17 protein-coding genes and 2 tRNA genes are annotated in these 19,243 nt (G+C 51.6%); 15 read left to right on the top strand and 4 right to left on the bottom strand.

All coding sequences use genetic code 11. From position 1 onward, the window contains the following. Positions 1-10 precede the first annotated feature (10 nt). From cutA to DPO_RS01330, 3 genes are all read right to left on the bottom strand, one after another. Complete coding sequence (cutA, locus tag DPO_RS01340) at positions 11-325, bottom strand: divalent-cation tolerance protein CutA (protein ID WP_006963789.1); 315 nt, start codon at positions 323-325, stop codon at positions 11-13. A 43-nt stretch (positions 326-368) separates the two neighbouring features. Then, positions 369-1,631, bottom strand: coding sequence for a diaminopimelate decarboxylase family protein (locus tag DPO_RS01335; protein ID WP_006963788.1), 1,263 nt, complete (start codon positions 1,629-1,631; stop codon positions 369-371). A 74-nt stretch (positions 1,632-1,705) separates the two neighbouring features. Next, positions 1,706-2,164: an Lrp/AsnC family transcriptional regulator gene (locus DPO_RS01330; protein ID WP_006963787.1), complete on the bottom strand. Its 459-nt coding sequence runs from the start codon at positions 2,162-2,164 to the stop codon at positions 1,706-1,708. Positions 2,165-2,408: 244 nt separating this feature from the next. On the opposite strand from DPO_RS01330, the gene DPO_RS01325 reads away from it, so the two are divergent. From DPO_RS01325 to DPO_RS01295, 7 genes are all read left to right on the top strand, one after another. Continuing rightward, positions 2,409-3,941: an HD domain-containing phosphohydrolase gene (locus DPO_RS01325; protein ID WP_024333689.1), complete on the top strand. Its 1,533-nt coding sequence runs from the start codon at positions 2,409-2,411 to the stop codon at positions 3,939-3,941. 78 nt (positions 3,942-4,019) lie between these two features. After that, positions 4,020-4,095: transfer RNA gene (locus DPO_RS01320), tRNA-Lys, on the top strand. Between the two features lie 33 nt (positions 4,096-4,128). Beyond that, positions 4,129-4,206, top strand: a tRNA-Glu gene (locus tag DPO_RS01315). A gap of 150 nt (positions 4,207-4,356) precedes the next feature. Beyond that, positions 4,357-5,094 carry an ABC transporter ATP-binding protein gene (locus DPO_RS01310; RefSeq protein ID WP_006963785.1) on the top strand — a complete coding sequence of 246 codons (738 nt, stop codon included), beginning with the start codon at positions 4,357-4,359 and terminating at the stop codon, positions 5,092-5,094. 4 nt (positions 5,095-5,098) lie between these two features. Further along, positions 5,099-6,187, top strand: coding sequence for an ABC transporter permease (locus DPO_RS01305; protein ID WP_006963784.1), 1,089 nt, complete (start codon positions 5,099-5,101; stop codon positions 6,185-6,187). A gap of 66 nt (positions 6,188-6,253) precedes the next feature. Beyond that, the gene (gene der, locus DPO_RS01300; RefSeq protein WP_006963783.1) at positions 6,254-7,705 is read left to right on the top strand and encodes a ribosome biogenesis GTPase Der; all 1,452 of its coding nucleotides are present in this window, start codon (positions 6,254-6,256) and stop codon (positions 7,703-7,705) included. Next, on the top strand, positions 7,705-9,036 hold the full coding sequence (locus DPO_RS01295) for a replication-associated recombination protein A (protein WP_006963782.1): 1,332 nt from the start codon (positions 7,705-7,707) through the stop codon (positions 9,034-9,036). Before der ends, DPO_RS01295 begins: the two co-directional genes overlap by 1 nt. Before the next feature lie 19 nt (positions 9,037-9,055). Here DPO_RS01295 and DPO_RS01290 read toward each other — a convergent pair whose 3' ends face one another. After that, the gene (locus DPO_RS01290; protein ID WP_040011385.1) at positions 9,056-10,546 is read right to left on the bottom strand and encodes a hypothetical protein; all 1,491 of its coding nucleotides are present in this window, start codon (positions 10,544-10,546) and stop codon (positions 9,056-9,058) included. Positions 10,547-10,793: 247 nt separating this feature from the next. On the opposite strand from DPO_RS01290, the gene DPO_RS01285 reads away from it, so the two are divergent. The 8 genes from DPO_RS01285 (at position 10,794) to DPO_RS01255 (ending at position 19,243) form a co-directional block, all read left to right on the top strand. After that, a complete protein-coding gene (locus tag DPO_RS01285; protein WP_006963780.1) occupies positions 10,794-12,080 on the top strand; it encodes a thiolase family protein in 1,287 nt (428 codons plus the stop codon). Positions 12,081-12,216: 136 nt separating this feature from the next. Beyond that, positions 12,217-12,372, top strand: a complete 156-nt coding sequence (locus DPO_RS25640) for a hypothetical protein (protein ID WP_006963779.1) — start codon at positions 12,217-12,219, stop codon at positions 12,370-12,372. Between the two features lie 19 nt (positions 12,373-12,391). Continuing rightward, positions 12,392-13,480 carry an AI-2E family transporter gene (locus tag DPO_RS01280; RefSeq protein ID WP_006963778.1) on the top strand — a complete coding sequence of 363 codons (1,089 nt, stop codon included), beginning with the start codon at positions 12,392-12,394 and terminating at the stop codon, positions 13,478-13,480. Between the two features lie 24 nt (positions 13,481-13,504). Further along, the gene (gene gyrA, locus DPO_RS01275) at positions 13,505-15,985 is read left to right on the top strand and encodes a DNA gyrase subunit A (RefSeq protein WP_006963777.1); all 2,481 of its coding nucleotides are present in this window, start codon (positions 13,505-13,507) and stop codon (positions 15,983-15,985) included. Next, complete coding sequence (gene radC / locus DPO_RS01270) at positions 15,924-16,709, top strand: RadC family protein (RefSeq protein WP_006963776.1); 786 nt, start codon at positions 15,924-15,926, stop codon at positions 16,707-16,709. The genes gyrA and radC overlap by 62 nt, the downstream gene beginning before the upstream one ends. After that, positions 16,690-16,974 (top strand): hypothetical protein, encoded by a 285-nt coding sequence (locus DPO_RS01265; protein ID WP_006963775.1) that lies wholly within the window; start codon positions 16,690-16,692, stop codon positions 16,972-16,974. Before radC ends, DPO_RS01265 begins: the two co-directional genes overlap by 20 nt. Then, the gene (locus DPO_RS01260) at positions 16,975-18,150 is read left to right on the top strand and encodes a phosphoglycerate kinase (RefSeq protein WP_006963774.1); all 1,176 of its coding nucleotides are present in this window, start codon (positions 16,975-16,977) and stop codon (positions 18,148-18,150) included. Between the two features lie 28 nt (positions 18,151-18,178). Further along, on the top strand, positions 18,179-19,243 hold the full coding sequence (locus DPO_RS01255; protein WP_006963773.1) for a hypothetical protein: 1,065 nt from the start codon (positions 18,179-18,181) through the stop codon (positions 19,241-19,243).

The raw sequence follows: 19,243 nt of genomic DNA, 5'->3' as shown, positions 1-19,243 counted from the left end.
CCGGGATGTTTCATGCCCCCGTGGTCTGGTCGATCCAGTCGAGAAATTCGGGCAGGCCCCTGGAAATCGGTATTTGAACAATCTGGGGCACTTCATAGGTGTGATGTGTTCGGATGAATGATTCCAGCGCCGGATACAGGGAGGTCCGGGTCTTGATGGTCAGCCGTGTTTCCGTTTCGGTCTGCACCCGGCCCTCCCAGGTGTAGACGCTGACCACCGGGTTCATCTGCACACAGGCCGCCAGTTTGTCATGCACGATCCTGGATGCCAGTGAACGGGCCTCAGTTTCGTCTTTACAGGTAACAAGAACCATACAATAAGACATGATCTCTCCTTATTCTGAATGGATAACCGGGGCCTGTTTCCGGTCATGGTGCCGGCAGGATCCGGGGTTCAAATTCCAGGGTGGCAAAATAATCGGCCATGGTCTCAGCCCGGCGGATCAGAACGACACTGCCGTCTTTTTTCAGCATCAGTTCTTTGGGACGTAAATGACCGTTGTAATTGAACCCCATGGACTGGCCGTGAGCCCCGGTATCGTGGATGACCACAAAATCACCTTCACAGGTCTCAGGCAATGGCCGCTGAATCGCAAATTTATCGTTGTTCTCGCACAACCCACCCACCACGTCCACCGGCCCGACTGCCGGCAGATGCTCTTTGCCGTGGATGTGAACATGGTGGTAGGCACCATATAACCCCGGCCGCATCAAAGCGGACATGGATGCATCCACGCCCACATAATTCCGGTAAATCTGCTTGTGATTGATGACCGTGGTGACCAGAACCCCATGGGGGCCGGTGATAAAACGACCGCTTTCCATATACAGCCTGGGGACCCAGCCGGACGCTTTTTTGAATTGATCCAAAGATTGGGTAACGCCCTGTGCCATGGCAGCCAGATCAAAGGCCGTGTCATCGGGGGCGTAGGGAATGCCCAGTCCGCCGCCGATATTGATGAATTCAAATTGAATGGACAATTTTTGATGAAGATCGGAAATGACATTTAAAAGCATGTCTGCGGTTTCCACCATATAGGTGTAATTCAATTCATTGGATGCCAGCATGGTATGAATGCCAAACCGTTTGACGCCCATGCGGACGGCCGTATCATAGGCGCTGTACAGCTGGTCCCGGGTCAGCCCGTATTTGGCTTCCACCGGATTGCCGATGATATGATTGCCGGATCTTTCAGGTCCGGGATTGTATCGGAAACAGATCAGTTCCGGAACCCCGGGCAGTTTTTGGATCAACGAGAGATCATCCAGGTTCAAAATAGATCCACCATGATCCATGGCGGTCTGAAACTGAGCGGTACAGGTATTGTTGGAAGTGAACATGATATCTTCGCCGGCTGATCCGATTTTTCTGGCCAGAACCAGTTCCGGAACCGAACTGCAGTCAAAGCCGAATCCATTTTGCTTGAGAGTCGTCATGATTGCCGGGTTCGGCAGGGCTTTGACCGCAAAATATTCCCTGAATCCTTTCAGGGATGCGAATGCGGCGTTGAGACGGTCACAGGTGTCACAGATTCCGGTCTCGTCATAAATATGAAACGGGGTGCCAAACGTTTCGGCAATGTCCGGCAGTATCCGGGACAATCTTTTTTTAAACGCGTCTGACATGGGCATGGTTGATTTCCTCGAAAAAATAAATGATTGGTGAACATTGAGGGGTTGCACAACTTAAATCAGGGCAAAAAACATCAAGAAGTAATGTCAATGGCGATTTTGGCACTTTCTTTGAAAGTGGAAAGTGCAATACGGGTCCGGGTGGATGACACGGCCTGGATGTTGTTGATCCGGGTTAACAAAAGGGATTCCAGTTCTCTGTTGTCCTTGACCCTGAGCTTGATCATCAGACAGTCCTGACCGGCCAGATAATGAACCTCCTGGACCTGGTCGATGGCGGCCAGGGCATCCCCGATTTCCGGAAAATCGACCGGATCTGACACGGTGATTTCTATAAACGCCACCATGGCACGATGAAACATGTCCGCATTGAGTCGGACCTCATATCCCTGAATCACCCCGGATGCCTCCAGTTTTTTGATACGTTCCAGCACGGCGGAAGGCGCCATGCCGATGGTTCTGGCCACCTCAACATTGGGAATTCGTGCCTTTTTTTGCAGAATTTGCAGAATCTGTAAATCAATTTTATCCATGGGTGTCATTCCATTTTAACAGAGCGAATTTATCAATTATGGGAAATAATATTTTTAATATTTTTATTTGTCAAGAACAAATGATTTATTTTTTGATAAAATTAAGAATTATATTCATTTTAGATCGGTCTGTGCGATTGTTTTGTTTTTTGTTGATTAAATGGATCCTTTCCTATACACATTTGAAGAGGAAGATTAAAGTGGTGTCATAAAAAATTTTTTCAGACAGGTATGGGATATGACGATGACCGACAACCCCATAAAGCTTTTGGTGGTGGATGATGAAGAGGCCATTCGGGAAGTGACCGAGGAGTATTTCATGAGAAAGGGGTATGAAGTTTATACGGCCGAAAACGGGGCCGATGCTCTGGATGTCATCAATGAGGTGCCCCAGATCGCCTGTATTTTTACAGATATCAATATGCCGGTGATGGATGGTCTTGAACTGGCCGAAAGAATAAGACAGATCGAAAACACGCTGCCGGTGGTGGTGATGACTGGATATCCGTCTTTGGAAAATACCATTCAGACCCTTAAAAACGGGGTGGTGGATTATCTCATCAAACCGGTGAACTTAGAGCAGATGGAATTGACACTTCGGCGGATTCTCAGAGAGCGTGAACTGTTTGTGGAAAATTTGATCCTCAAGGAAGAGGTGGCCCGCCAGACCCGACTCAAAGAGTTGAATGTGCAGTTAGAGGAACGGGTGGAAGAGGTCAACACCCTGAATCGGGTCATGGAAGACTTTTCATCGGCGGATTCCAGTCATGGTATTTTCAACAAAGTTGTGGAATTGGGTGTGGAAGAACTGCATGCAGACAAGGTGTTTTTTCATATTTTTTCTGAAAAATCTTTGACTTTGATTCAGGTTGCCAGTGCCTGTCCTGAAAATGGTGTTTTACACGTGCCCGAACATTTTGCATCCGATATCCCTGATCCTATTCAAATGTATATTAAAGAAAGTGTGGCAAAGGGATCACTTCCCTGGCTGATACCGGATACTGCTGAAAACAGCCGGATGGATGCGGCGGTTCAATCCGTTATGGTGGTGCCGTTGAAGATTCGGGAAAATGTGTTTGGCGTGGCATCCGCATTCATTTTTGATAAAGACCGGATTTTTAATGAAAAAGATATCTATTACCTGAGTTTTATCACCCAAAAAGCAGCGGGTGCCATTGAAAATGTTGCGCTGTATGAAAATATTTATGACAATCTGTTTGCCACGTTGTTTGCATTTGTTACGGCCCTGGAGGTAAGAGATTTTTATACCCGCCGGCATTCCACCCGGGTGGCAAAGTATGCCCGTATGATCGCCATGGAAATGGGATGCGGTGAAGAAGAGCTGGATGTGATCAATGTTGCCGGTATGCTGCATGATATCGGTAAGATCGGTATCCGGGATGATATTCTGCTCAAGCCCGGTCGGTTGACGGATGAAGAATTTGAAAAAATCAAAGCGCATCCGGCCATTGGTGCCGACATTATCAGCAATCTGGGATTGTGGGACCGGGAGGTGGATATTATCCGACACCACCATGAACGGTTTGACGGAAAAGGATATCCGGATGGACTTGCAGGAGAAGCTATCCCCAAGTTGGCCAGGATTATGTCTGTGGCGGATTGTTTTGATGCCATGGCATCGGATCGGCCTTATAGAAAGGAAATGGAAATGAGCCGCGTACTCAAAACAATTCGTGAAAATTCAGGCACTCAGTTCGATCCCCAGGTAGTGGATGCATTTTTTAACATTGTTGATCAGATTCAAGAGACCGGTTAATTGGAAAAAAATAAAAAAAAGAGTTGACAACTTCTGGAAAAGCATATAAATTCGCCTTTGTTTTTTGGAAGTGCCCTCGGGCCGTTAACTCAGTTGGCAGAGTATCTGCCTTTTAAGCAGAGAGTCGCTGGTTCGAGCCCAGCACGGCCCACCATAAATGAGCACCCGATACCAGAAAATCAAATGCGTCCCCATCGTCTAGCCCGGTCCAGGACACCGGCCTTTCACGCCGGCGACAGGGGTTCGAATCCCCTTGGGGACGCCACTTAGATAATCAAAGGCTTTCAGCATTGTGCTGAAAGCCTTTTTTTGTTAAGACACATCATAACCGGTTTTGCCGGCCGGGCACAAAACTGGTGAGAAAATATCATGGCAGCGGGTTCTTTTATATAGTCGCTTAGGGAGCAATACTATCGTGCCAAAACAGCCCATCATACAGGTGGATGCACTGAAAAAATCCTACAACGGCCGACCGGCTGTGGCCGGCATCAGCCTGGCCATTGCGGCCGGGACCTGTTTCGGTTTGCTGGGCCCCAACGGAGCCGGGAAAACCACGGCGGTGGAGATCATGGAAAATATTCAGAAACCCGACCAGGGGCGGATTCTGTTCAAAGGAAAAGAACGGGACCGGTCTTTCAATCAGCAGGTAGGAGTACAGTTTCAACAGACCGAATTAATGGCGTTTCTGACCGTGGAAGAAACCCTGAAAACCTTTGCTGCATTTTATGCCCAATCTCTGCCGGTGGAAATGGTGATGGATCTGTGCATGCTCAAAGAGATCAGAAATCAGCGGAGCAACAAAATATCCGGCGGACAGCGTCAGCGGCTTCTTTTGAGTCTGGCCCTGATCAATGATCCGGACCTGCTGTTTCTGGATGAACCCACCACCGGCCTGGATCCCCAGGCCCGGCAGCATGTGTGGGACATTATCAAAGGGATCCGGTCCAGAGGGAAAACCACCATTCTGACCACCCATTATATGGAAGAAGCCTGGGTTTTGTGCGATGATATTGCCATCATGGATGAGGGAAAAATTATTACCCAGGGCGCTCCCAAAGATCTGGTAAAAACCCATTGTGCATCCATGCCGCCGGAATCCCGGAACCTGGAATCCGTATTTCTGGCACTCACCGGTAAGCGTCTGAGGGGTTGAGACCATGAGTCTGAAACGCATGTGGGCATTGTTTATGGCCCGCAGTCTGGAATTCATCCGGGACCGGGCCGGGTTCGGGTGGAATATTCTGTTTCCGTTTTTGCTGGTGGCGGCATTCAGCATTGCCTTTGGACCGGATGCAAAAAAGCAGTTCAAACTGGGGGTGTTCCCAGTGCCGGATCCGGTGCCGGCCCTTGAAACCATCCGGATTCCGGATGCCTTGAAAACGGATCCTTCGGTTCAACTGGTTTTTTTTAAAGACCTTGACCCGGCACTGGAAAAGCTGCGGCACCATAAAATCGATATTCTGGTTCAGTCCGGTGATGTGAAAGATCCTGAAGCGGTCCCATTAAAGAATGATTCCAAGGTGCGCTACTGGGTATCGGATGTTTCTCCCAAGGGCGCTTTGGCAGAGAAACTGGTGAAAGCAGCCGTGGTGCCGGAGGCTTTTTTTGAAAACCGGGTTTACAAACAGGCGGTTCCCGGGACTTTGGTGCGGTATATCGACTGGCTGTTTCCGGGCATCCTGGGCATGAACATCATGTTTTCCGCTTTTTTCGGGGTGGGATATGTGATTGTCCGGTACCGGCGGAACGGGGTGCTCAAACGGTTAAAAGCCACACCGGTCACTGCCTTTGAATATCTGTCCGCCCAGCTGATTTCCCGGGTGGTGGTGTCCATGGCCGCATCCATGGTGGTGTGGGCCGGGTGTGATGTGATATTTTCATTTCAGATGCAGGGGTCGTATGTGGATGCCGTCATTGTGTTTTTTTTCGGTACGGTGTGTCTGGTGTCTTTTGGTCTGATTCTGGCCTGCCGGGGAACCAATGAGGAATTGACCAACGGAATCATCAACTTTATCTGCTGGCCCATGATGTTTCTGTCGGAAGTCTGGTTTTCCATTGAAGGAACAGCCGCCTGGATCCGACAGGCGGCCGGGTTCCTGCCGCTGACCCATTTTCTTTCCGCTGCAAGAAAGGTGATCAATGACGGGGCCACCCTGTCCCAGGTATCCCAGGAGATGGCAATACTGGCGGTCATGAGCCTTGTGTTCCTGGCTGTCGGGTCGTGGCTGTTTTCCTGGACCCGTTAGGATGACATGGTGTATACTGTTTAAAACCGATCTGTATATACTTTCAATCATTTTTAGGAGATGGATATGAAACCCGTGGTGGCCCTGGTGGGCCGGCCCAATGTGGGCAAATCAACGCTGTTCAACCGGCTGATCCGGGACCGGCAGGCCCTGGTGGATGACATGCCCGGCGTCACCCGGGACCGGCATTACGGTGAAGCCCGGTGGGATGACAAGGCTTTTACCGTTATAGATACCGGCGGATTTCTGACCGAAGATGATGATTATTTTGCCGCCCAGATCAGAGATCAGCTGGCCGTGGCCGTGGCCCAGGCCAGTGCCCTGGTGTTGATTTTAGACGGCCGGGCCGGGTTGTCGCCGTTTGACCATGATCTGGCGGCCATGCTCCGCAAGTCCGGAAAACCGGTTTTTTATGTGGTAAATAAAATTGAAAATCAGCGGCAGCTCGATGATCTGGGAGATTTTTATGACTTGGGCATTGAGTCTTTCTACCCGGTTTCCGCGGAACACGGCATCGGGGTGGCGGATCTGCTGGATGATCTGGTGGCCGGGTTGCCCGATGCCGTGGAATCGGACATGGAAGATAATGAGACTGTTCGCATCGCCATTGTGGGCCGACCCAATGTGGGTAAATCCAGTCTGGCCAATCAGCTGTTTGGATCGCCCCGGGTGGTGGTCAATGAAAAAGCAGGCACCACCCGGGATGCCATTGAGCTGGAAGTCTGTCATAAGGGACGGCGGTTTGTGCTGGTGGATACGGCCGGTATCCGGCGCAAGGGAAAAGTGACTGAAAAGCTGGAAAAATTTTCCATTCTCAAATCCCTGAAAAGCCTGGAAAACTGTCATGTGGCATTGATTCTCATCGATGCGGCTGAAGGGATCACAGATCAGGACATCACCATTGCCGGGTATGCAGAAAAAAAAGGATGTGGTGCTGTTTTTCTGCTTAATAAATGGGACCGAGTGGACAAACAGGAAAAAGGGGAAAAAGCCTATATTTCAGAATTGCGGCAGATGGCCAAATTTCTGTCCTATGCCCCGGTCATGACCGTTTCCGCGTTGACCGGTCAGCGGTGTCACCGGATTCTGGATATGGCTGCCAACGTATATGAAGAATACGGGTTTCGGATCAATACCGGGACCTTGAACCGGATCATCGCAGATGCGGTACAAAGAGAAGAGCCGTCTTTGCACAAAGGAAGACGTCTCAAATTTTTTTATGCCACCCAGGTGGCCACCCGGCCGCCTTGTTTTGTGTGCTTTGTTAATTATCCCAAGGCCGTGCATTTTTCCTATGAACGGTATCTGGTCAATCAGCTGCGTCAGATGATTCCGCTGAATCTGACGCCCATCCGTCTTTACTTCAGGGAAAAGACCGGACGGATGGATTTTTCCGGTAAAACCCGGGAAAATGAGCGTATTGCCCTTAAAAAAGAGCGAATCACCACCAAGCGGAAAAAAGAGCGCAAAGAACAGAGCCGCAGAAAGCGGCAGCGGGATGGAAATACGGGGGGCTGATGGATCTGTTTGATGCCCATTCAGACCAGGACCTGGCCGGGACAGTGCCTCTGGCTGACCGGATGCGGCCCAGAAGCTTATCTGAACTCAAGGGCCAGGATCACCTCATGGCTCCGGGCAGTCTTCTGGCCCGGGCCATCCAGGACGACCGGGTGTTTTCCATGATCCTGTGGGGACCCCCAGGTTGTGGAAAAACCACCCTGGCAAATATCATCGCCCATGAGACCCGGTGTGAGTTTGTCCGGATTTCCGCTGTACTGTCCGGGGTGAAGGATGTCCGGCAGATCATTGACACGGCCAGAGAAAAGCGGGCATTGTTCAAAAAACGGACACTGCTGTTTGTGGACGAGATTCACCGGTTCAACAAAGCCCAGCAGGATGCGTTTTTACACCACGTGGAAACCGGACTGATCACCCTGGTGGGGGCTACCACGGAAAACCCTTCCTTTGAAGTGATCCCGGCCCTGGTATCCCGGTGCCGGGTGTTTGCCCTCAAGGGTCTGGAACCCAGACATATCCAGGCTATTCTCGTTCGGGCCGTCACAGACCCGGTCCATGGCCTGGGGTGGGATTTGGACCGGTTTCAGACGGAAGCCTTACAGTTTCTGGCACACAGTGCGGACGGGGATGCCCGCATGGCATTGACCGCTCTGGAAGCGGCAGCGTTTCATTTCAGTGATAAATCGTTCATTTCCCTGGCGGATCTGGAAACCGTGGTGGGAAAAAAAGCGCTGCTGTATGACAAGGCCGGAGAAGAACACTTCAATCTGATTTCCGCGTTCATCAAAAGCATGCGGGGCAGTGACCCGGATGCAGCCATCTACTGGCTTCAGCGCATGCTGGCGGCCGGTGACGACCCTTGTTACCTGATCCGGCGCATGGTTCGGTTTGCCACCGAAGATGTGGGCATGGCTGATCCCGGGGCGCTGACCATGGCTTTGAATGCCGGGGAATCCTTTCGGCTGCTGGGCCGGCCCGAAGGAGACGGATCCCTTTTCCAGGCGGCCGTGTACCTGGCCACAGCCCCTAAAAGCAATGCTGTGTATGCAGCCCAGAAACAGGTGACCGACCTGGTGGAAAAAACCGGACATCGGCCCGTGCCCCTGCACATTCGCAATCCAGTCACAAAATTGATGAAAGAGATGGGATACGGCACCGGATACCGATATGCCCATGATCATGAGGGCGGATATGCGCCTCAGTCGTATCTGCCGGATTCTTTGGACGGGCAGCGCCTGTATTTTCCCACAGACCGGGGGTATGAGAAAACGGTCAAACAGCGACTGGCGGCCTGGATCGCTCTGCGGGACAATCCGAAAAAAATCAGGTAAAGACGGATCTGTTTTCAGTTCACAGATACGCTGTGGTGATTTTTGTAATGGTGTCGTGTGTCAGGCGGACGGTACGGCCCACCATATTTTTGCCGGACAGGGCCGCAAACAGGTCCGGATCATCGGCTGTTCTGGCCACAAACCGCAGACCCTGACGGGTCCGGCCGTAGATGACCCCGTAGGCCGGGGTGTGGTCCGGACGATACACGATGGTATAGGTTTCTATGATCCCTTTGCCGGTCGGCGCTTCATCCACAGGTACCGGATTAAATCCTGCCAGCGGCTTTTCATGGTCGGCCGCTGCCGTGCCTGCCAGGCTTTTTTCAGGCCGGCGGCTGCTGTAGATGCCGGCGGCGTGTTTGTACATGAACCATCCCAGGGCAGTTACCAGGCCGGTGCGGTATCGGCCGGTAGCGATCTGTTCCGCCAGGGTGGCCACGGCATGCAGATTGTAATTGTTGCCCGGACCGCCGAAAAAACCCAACCCACCGGTGAGCGTCAAAGGCCGGGGATCATTGTCCGACACCCCGGTCATTTTTTTGGCAATGGACACGGCACAGGGGAAACAGGAATAAAAATCAAAACAATCCATCTGGTCCAGGGTCAGTCCGGCCCTTTCCAGGGCTTTGTCCACAGCGGTTTTCAATGGAACACTCACAGTAAAATCGCTTTTTTCCACCATGAAACGCTGGCGGTCCCTGGCATATCCTCCCCCCAGAAAATAAACCGGCTGAAGGTTTTTTTTACTACAGGCACGGGCCGCTTTTTCCGACATGAGAATCACAGCTGCGGCCTGATCCACGGTGATGAACGCGTTCATGAATTTGGTATAGGGGAAGGCGACCGGCCGGTTGTCCAATGACGGGGTGATGATCTCATGGGACGTTCGAGACGTCCTGACCCAGGCATACGGATGGCCGGCCGCCGTCCGGCTGAATTGAGACCACATGGTTCCGATTTTTTCAAGATAGGCGGACAGTGGCAGGCCCGAGGCCTGCCACAGGGCGGTTTCAAACAGGGGAAACCCCTGCATGGGGTGCTGGATACCATGCAGGGTTTCCACAGGTGTGGCACCGATGGCATCGTCGTTGGCATACGTTTCGGGGATGCCCTGGAGCAGGGCACTTTCTGGTTTTGGGGTGTCAGGATGCCGTTTCACATAGGCTTCCGCCCCCACTACCAGCACCCGTTCCAGCCGGTTTTCCGCAATCAGGTCGGCAGCCTGGTTGATCAGGGTCTGGGGGGAATTCCCCCCGATGTTGGAGATATGCAGGAACCCTGGTTTTACCCCCAGAGCCCGGGCTACCTGAATCGGAGCATCCGGACAGTGGGCGCTCAATGGTCGGACCACCATGATGCCGTCCAGCCGGGACAGCACAGACGGGTCCGTCAGGGTTTGTCCGGCCCGTTCTGCCGCCTGAATCATGAGACCCGGCGGATCCAAAGGATTTTCTGTCTCTTTGGGTTGTGTGACCTGGCCCCATCCGGCCATCACCACATGTGTATTCATATGCATTCAGATCCTTGATTACTGTTCAGCAATGGCAAAAATAAAACAGTTTTGCGTAAAAAAACATATTTGTCAATTGCACGAGACCGTCATAATCTCTTGTTTTTTGTGCGTCTGTCTGCTATGGACCTTGGGATGGATATGTGCAGTTAAAATGTAACTGTTGTCTGAACAAATCAGTGCAGTGCGCTGCCACCGACAGATTACATAACCAATTGATAAAAATTGATAAACGTGGAGGTATTAAATGAAAAACGTGGTGATAGTCAGCGGTGTCAGGACCCCGGTAGGATCTTTTGGCGGTTCTTTGAAAGCGGTGTCTGTAAAGGATCTGGGTACCTGTGTCATGAAAGAAGTGCTTAAGCGGGCAGGACTGCGCCCGGGTGTGACCGATGAACAGGCGGCATTTGGCCCGGAATCCCTGAAAGATCAAGGCATGATCGATATTGAAAAAAAGGGATATGATTATGATGAGAGCCTCAAGGAACTGTTTGTGGATGAGGTGATCATGGGTAATGTGCTCCAGGCAGGCCAGGGACAGAATACGGCGAGACAGGCCATGATCAATGCCGGTCTGCCACGGTTCACGCCGGCCATGACCATCAACAAGATCTGCGGTTCCGGGCTGAAGGCCATTGCGCTGGGGGCCCAGGCTATCATGGCAGGCAGTGCGGATGTGGTGCTGGCCGGTGGGCAGGAAAGCATGAGCAACGCGCCCATGGCATTGTTGAAAGCCCGGTGGGGACACCGCATGGAACTGACCGGTCAGGGCCAGGTCCATGACTTGATGGTGTTTGACGGGCTGTATGAAATTTTTTACGGGTACCACATGGGGCTGACTGCGGAAAATATCGTAGAAAAATATGGTATTTCCAGAGAAGATCAGGACCAGTTGGCCCTGCTGAGTCACAATCGGGCCATGGCAGCGATTCAGGATGGGACCTTTGCAGAGGAAATCGTGCCGGTGACCATTGCATCCCGCAAAGGGGATATTGTGGTGGACACGGATGAGCGGCCCATGGAGACCAGCATGGAAAAATTGGCCAGACTGCGGCCGGCATTTAAAAAAGACGGAAGCGTGACTGCGGGCAATGCATCCGGCATCAATGATGCGGCTGCTGCTGTGCTGCTCATGACCGAAGAAAAAGCCGATGAACTGGGCCTGGAAAAACTGGCCAAAATCAAGGCCTTTGCATCCGGCGGCGTGGATCCGGCGTATATGGGGCTGGGACCGGTGCCGGCTGTGAAAAAAGTGTTGAAACAGACCGGAATGACTGTCAAGGACATTGATATGATCGAATTGAACGAAGCGTTTGCGGCCCAGGCCATCGGATGCATGCGGGAATTGAATATCGATGTGGAAACACCCAATGAACTGGGGTCCGGTATTTCCATCGGACATCCCATTGGATGCACCGGTGCCAGACAGATGGTCACCGCCATTCACCAGATGAAACGCAAAGGTTACGGGACCGGCCTGATATCCATGTGTATCGGTGGCGGCATGGGCATGGCCATGATCATTGAAAAATAAGTTTTTCTTTACTTGAAATTACAAAAATGGTAATTATTTCCAATAACTTCTGCAGATGAATCTATATGGGGTTATGGCCGGGTGCTGGACAGCACCGGTCTTAGCCCCATAATGACCTGAAAGGATGTGTTCACACATGGATATACCAAGAAAACTGGGCATACTCATTTACAGTGCGGTCCCTGCAATTGTCGGGGGAGGGATCGTCTACCATTTTTTTGACAGTTTTGTTCAGGTGGTCATTTTTGAAATACTTCTGGTGATGGCGGTCTTAGGCATTTTCAGCAGCTGATATCCCAACGGGTGGTGTCTTGGAACAGACCATTTTTCAAAGAGGGGTGTTTTTCTTTTTTCTGGCCCTGTTCTGTGCATCCATTCTTTTGCTGGGAAATCTGCTGGCACCATTTACAGCCACCATTGTTCTGGGTGGGGTGATCACGGGTGTGTTTCAACCCATGGTCAATGTGTTTGCCCAAAAAATATCCATGCGGGCGGCATCGGTATTGACCTGCATTATCATTTTTTTTGTGGTGTTCATTCCAGTGGTCTTTTTTGTGGGGGTGTTGTCCAGAGAAGCCCTGGGATTATATAATATGGCCAGAGATGCTGTCTTTTCAAACCAGTTGATCCAGACTTTGGAAAACACCCGGGCCCTGGAACGGCTCAATGATCTGCTGGCCCGGGCAGGGATCCAGAAAACAGTTTCCTGGCAGGAGTTGTTCGCCCCGGTGTCTGAACTGGGGAAAATGCTGGGATTGTCCCTGTTTCAGCAGGCCCGGTTCATCACATCTAATCTGCTGAATCTGGTGTTTTATTTCTGCCTGATGCTGATCGTTATTTTTTACATGTTCATGGATGGGAAGCGGCTGATTCAGTATTTGTACGACCTGTCTCCGCTTCAGGATGAACATGACAAAAAATTGGTTACACAATTTCATGAAATGGCCGGGGCAGTGCTGATTGTCAATGGTCTGGGCGGATTGATTCAAGGGATTGCCGGCGGGGTTCTGTTCTGGTTCCTGGGGTTGAACTCTCCGGTTCTCTGGGGCCTGGTCATGGGATTCATGGCGTTTCTGCCCATTGTGGGCATTGGAATTGTTCTGGTACCCACCGCTGTGTTTTATATGATTGACAATTCAATGATCACGGGGTTCGGCTTACTGGGGTTTTATGGCATGCTTTCCTGGGGGGTTGAATACATTTACAAGCCCAAACTGGTGGGAGACCGGGTGGCTATGCATCCGCTTCTCGTTTTTTTTGCCATCATCGGCGGTCTGAATGTGTACGGCCTGATGGGCATTATTTACGGACCGTTGATAGCGACCTTGTTCCTCACCTTGTCGGATATATATTTTTCCAGTTTTCAATCCATGGTTGAACCGGCAAAACAAAAAAAATAATCAATTTTCGGAGTAAAAAAGCAGATGATCCAGAAAGAAACCCATTTGACCAGCATCGAGAAGGAGATGAAACAATCCTACCTCGAATATGCCATGAGTGTCATTATCGGCCGGGCCTTGCCGGATGTGCGCGACGGGCTGAAACCCGTGCACCGGCGGGTGCTGTATGCCATGCAGCAGTTGCGTAACGACTGGAACAAGCCGTACAAGAAATCCGCCCGTATTGTGGGTGATGTCATTGGTAAATATCATCCCCACGGGGATTCTGCAGTGTATGACACCATCGTGCGCATGGCCCAGGATTTTTCATTGCGGTATATGCTGGTGGACGGGCAGGGTAACTTCGGATCTGTGGACGGCGATTCACCAGCAGCCATGCGTTATACGGAAATCCGGATGCGCAAGCTGTCTCATCAGATGCTGGCGGATCTGGAAAAAGAAACCGTGGATTTTATTCCCAACTATGATGAGACCCTGGATGAACCGGCCGTGCTGCCCACCCGGTTTCCTGCGCTCCTGGTGAACGGATCCTCCGGTATTGCCGTGGGCATGACCACCAACATTCCGCCTCACAATATCCGGGAAGTGGCGGATGGTATCAAGGCGTTGATCGATGATCCCGATTTGGGTATTCAGGATTTGATGCAGTACATTCCGGGTCCGGATTTCCCCACCTGGGGACATATTTACGGAACACATGGGATTTACGAGGCATACAGCAGCGGGCGCGGGATTATCACATTGCGGGCCAAGGTGGAGGTGGAAGAAAATAAGAAAACCGGTCAGGAAACCATTGTGATCACCGAACTGCCCTACCAGGTGAACAAGGCCAAACTGGTGGAAAAAATTGCTGAACTCATGCGGGACAAAGTCATCACCGGGGCCTCGTTTGTGCGGGATGAATCCGACCGTCAGGGCATGCGCGTTGCCATAGGACTCAAGCGGGATCAGATCGCTGAAGTGGTGATCAACCAGTTGTACAAACACACCAATCTTCAGACCTCGTTCGGCATCATTTTCCTGGCCGTGGTGAACAATCGGCCGGAACTGCTGACCCTCAAGGATATTCTGGTGCATTTCATCGAACACCGCAAGGATGTCATCATCCGGCGCACCCGGTTTGATCTGAGAAAGGCGGAGGAACGGGCCCATATTCTGGAAGGGTTGAAAATCGCTCTGGATCACCTGGATGAGGTGGTGGCCCTGATTCGGGCATCCCGGTCCCCGGAGGAAGCCAAAACCGGATTGATTACCACGTTTGACCTGACACCGGTGCAGGCCCAGGCCATTTTAGACATGCGGCTCCAGCGGCTTACCGGGCTTGAACAGGAAAAAATAATCACGGAATATGATGCCCTGCTCAAGGATATTGCCTGGTACAGGGAGATTCTGGGCAGTGACCAGGTGGTCAAAGGCTTGATCAAGGATGAGCTCGCAGAACTGGTGGACGAGTTTGGGGATGACCGCCGGACAAAGATTGTGGAAAGCACGGCTGATATCAGCATTGAAGACCTGATCGCTGAAGAGGACATGGTGGTCACCGTGACCCGGTCCGGGTATATCAAACGCAATCCGGTCACCCTTTATGCCAGTCAGCACCGGGGGGGGAAAGGCAAGACCGCCATGGGAACCAAAATCGATGATTTTGTGGAGCATCTGTTTGTGGCTTCCACCCATGCCACGGTTTTGTTTATCACCAATTTCGGCAAGGTGTACCAGGCCAAGGTGTATGAACTGCCCATGGCCGGCCGGTCCAGCCTGGGCAAGGCCATTGTGAACCTGCTGCAGTTCGAAGAAGGAGAAACCCTGGCCACCCTGCTCACAGTGAATGAATTTGTGGAAAACTGCTATGTGGTCATGGCTACCCGCAAGGGACGGGTGAAAAAAACCGATCTCATGGCCTATTCCCGGCCCAGATCCGGCGGACTGATCGGGGTGAAGCTGGCCCCGGGAGACGAGCTTATCGCAGCTCGAATCACGGACGGCAATATGAACGTGTTTCTGGGATCGGACGGCGGCAAGGTGATCCGGTTCCATGAATCCGATGTCAGGGCTACGGCCCGGGGATCCATGGGGGTCCGGGGCATGCGGATTCCCCCGGATTCCCAGGTGGTAGGAATGGAAGTCCTGGCCGGGCAGCAGACCCTGTTGACAGTCACGGAAAACGGATATGGCAAACGCACGGACGTGGCAGAGTATAAAACCCAGAACCGCGGCGGCATGGGTGTGTTTTCCATCAAGACATCCAAACGGAACGGTAAAATGGTTTCCCTGGCTTTGGTGGATGATACAGATGAACTCATGATGGTGACAGATAAAGGAATATTGATCCGCACGGACATCGGCGGTATCAACATCATTTCCCGCAATACCCAGGGCGTCAAGCTGATCAATCTGGGAGCCGGTGAAAAACTCATAGGTATTGCCCGGCTTTTTGACGAGAATGGAGACACAGACGATCTTGACTCAGAAATCCAGCCGGACGACGAAGACAGTCTTCAGTAAAGCGACCCATAAAGGCGCAGGGCATCGGAAACGGCTGCGGGAGCGGTTTCTTTCCGGTGGACTTGCCGGATTCCACGATTATGAGGTCATTGAGCTGCTGTTGACCTTGAACACGCCCATGAAGGATTGTAAAGATGCGGCCAAGGCGTTGTTAAAAGAGTTCAAAAGTTTCCAGGCCGTGCTGGAAGCGGATGTGGATGAATTGTCCCGGGTTCCGGGAGTCGGACCGGTCAACAGTATGGGTATTCGTCTGATCAAAGCGGTGGCGGACCGATACCTGGAAACAAAGGTTGTGGAGCGGGATGTGGTGAACAATCCGGAAGACCTGGTGGATTATTTGAATCATACCATCGGGTTTAAAGGCCGGGAGCATTTTGTGGGTGTTTTTCTGGATGCCAAAAACCGGGTCCTGGCATCGGAAATTCTGTTTTCCGGGACTTTGAGCGCCAGCGCAGTCTATCCCCGGGAAGTGGTGATCAAAGCGTTGCAGCATCAGTCGGCGGCAATGATTTTTGCCCACAATCATCCGTCCGGGGATGTGACCCCGTCAGCCAGTGATAAAGATATCACTCGAAAACTGGTGTTTGCCCTGGGTATGGTGGGAATTACGGTTCATGAACATTTAATTGTGGGTGGTCGGGGCGTTTACAGCTTTGCGGCCCAGGGGCTGATGGCCCGGTTTCAAAAGGAATTCAGCGCATCCGATGACCATGGAAGAAGATAACCTGCCGCCGTGTTTCGGCGAACTTGAAAAAGTATTTCCCCTGCAGACAAACGGGTTGAGACAGACCCCAGAGTCGTGTTTTTATCATTGTCCGGTCAAAACCCGGTGTCTGAAGCAGGCCATGGCCACCAAACACGGGGCCAGAGTGGAAGAAGAATTGATTGATCGCAGCGAACAAGCGGGCATTATGAATTTTTTTGAACGCTGGTCCAGGAAAAAACAGGTGCACCGGCGCATTCATGCCAAGGCAAAAAAGGAGGATTGAATGAGATCGGTTCAAGAAATTGATATGGCAGGCAAGCGGGTATTTGTCCGGGTGGATTATAATCTGCCCATGGATGAACAGGGAAAGATCACCGATGATAATCGAATACGGCAGACACTGGATTTGATTGCGTATCTTCAGGACCAGCAGGCAAAAATAATTCTGGCCTCCCATCTGGGACGGCCCAAGAGCGGATATGAAAAAAAGTTCAGCCTGGCCCCGGTGGCCGAACATCTGTCCGCACTTTTAAAGAAAAAAGTGATGTTTGCGTCCGATTGCATCGGATCCCCGGTGACCGATCAGGTGACGGCCATGAAAAATGGGGATATCCTGCTGCTGGAAAATTTGAGATTTCATAAAGAGGAAAAATCCAATGATCCCGGATTCGCTCGAAAACTGGCCGGTTTGTGTGATGTGTATGTAAACAACGCCTTTGCCGTATCCCATCGGGAACAGGCGTCGGTTACCGGCATGGTGGCCCATGTGCCCGAGGCAGGGGCCGGGTTTCTGCTGGAACGAGAAATGAATGCATATGCGGATGCGTTTGAAAATCCCAAAAGACCCTTGGTGGCGGTGATCGGGGGCGCCAAAGTATCCAGCAAGCTGGCAGCGTTGGAGAATATGCTCAACACAGTGGATCAGATGATCATCGGCGGTGCCATGGCCAACACTTTTCTGCTCAGTCAGGGCATTGACACCAAGGCATCTCTGATAGAACCGGATTTGAAGGATACGGCAGCCAGAATTCTTAACAAAGCCCAAGAAAAAAGGATTGCCGTCCATTTGCCCGAGGATCTGGTGGTGGCGGATTCATTTGCACAAACCGCTCAGACCAAAACAGTGGCACTAAATGCAGTGCCCGACGGATGGATGATCATGGATATCGGGCCGAAAACCGCTGAAACGTTTATGCGGAACCTTGCCGGGGCAAAAACCATTGTATGGAACGGTCCCATGGGTGTGTTTGAAATGCCTGGGTTCATGGCCGGGACCTGTGCCGTTGCCCGGGGCATTGCCGATGCCGATGCCTTCAGTTTTGTGGGCGGCGGTGATACCGGTCTGGCTGCCAGACAATGCAACGTGTTTGATCAGGTGTCTTATGTATCCACCGGGGGGGGCGCATTTTTACATTTGATGGAGGGCAAGCCGTTGCCGGGCGTCGTGGCTTTGGGATAAAATTTCAGACCTGAAAAAAAGGGGGGAAATGATCGAGTTCTGCAAAAAACGGGAATGTCTGAGCAGGGAAGACCGTTTGAGAAGGTCCTATTATGAGGTACTTAGAGACGAACTGGATCAGTTTGTCATCGGTTATTCCCTGGTGGGGTCGTATAATAATTTTTTACGCATGAAAATCCCGTATCCGTTTGTGGAACTGCGGGAACTAAAACCCAGGGCCAGGATACCTTCCACGGAATTTGAGGCCCAGAATTCTTTTCTGATCATCTTCTGCGAAGATGCCATTGACGACAGGCATAAAAAATATATCCGTTATTTTGATGCCAACAAAACCACCAAAACCAACCTGTTGCATCACAAATATTTCCCCAATGTGGAGAATTTCAACCGCAATATCAAATATTTTGAAACCGATCAGTTTTTTGCCCTGCTCAGGTCTTTGTTGCCTGTGGATTATGCCCTGCTGATCCAGCGTTCCCGTCAGACCCGGATCCAGTACGCATTGACCCATTTCCATGTCCGGGTGGACTGGCCCATTGCCGATGCATCGGAAGATCTGGCCAGATATTTACGGTATATCTCCAAGGATTTGTATGAAAAAGGGGATAAATATGCGGAAGACCTTCAAAAAAAGCTGTTCGAATATTACGGGGTTCCGGTGATGGCCGGAGGCCGGCGTACGGCGGCTGCAGTGGCGGCCCAGTATTTCAGGCAGTTTGACGGTATCACCACCGTGTATGTGGCATCCAGTGAGTCCCGAGGCCTGTTGCGCATGGATGAAAAAGGGGTGTCCAAAGCCGTGCTGGTGGAGATTCCGGATGATCGGGTCAAATCTCTGGCGGAACTGGGAGGGATATCCCGGAACAGTTTTACCAAAAATTATGTGGTGGCCCGCCAGCGGAAAAACGTGGTGTGTATTCTGAATGTCCGGTACGACTATACCTCCCATGCCCTGCCCTCCGAGGGAGGACGGTTGCGGGAAGTCAAGCCCGATGCCAACTGGCTCACCGTGGCAGAGGAGCATATCTGGCCCAAACCGGCTGTACTGCATCGGGCACCCATTCCTTATAAGATGATCTATGCCACGGATTGA

The organism is Desulfotignum phosphitoxidans DSM 13687, from assembly GCF_000350545.1.
GTDB classification, from domain to species: Bacteria; Desulfobacterota; Desulfobacteria; order Desulfobacterales; family Desulfobacteraceae; genus Desulfotignum; species Desulfotignum phosphitoxidans.
This window is presented reverse-complemented; position numbering and strand designations above follow the sequence as displayed.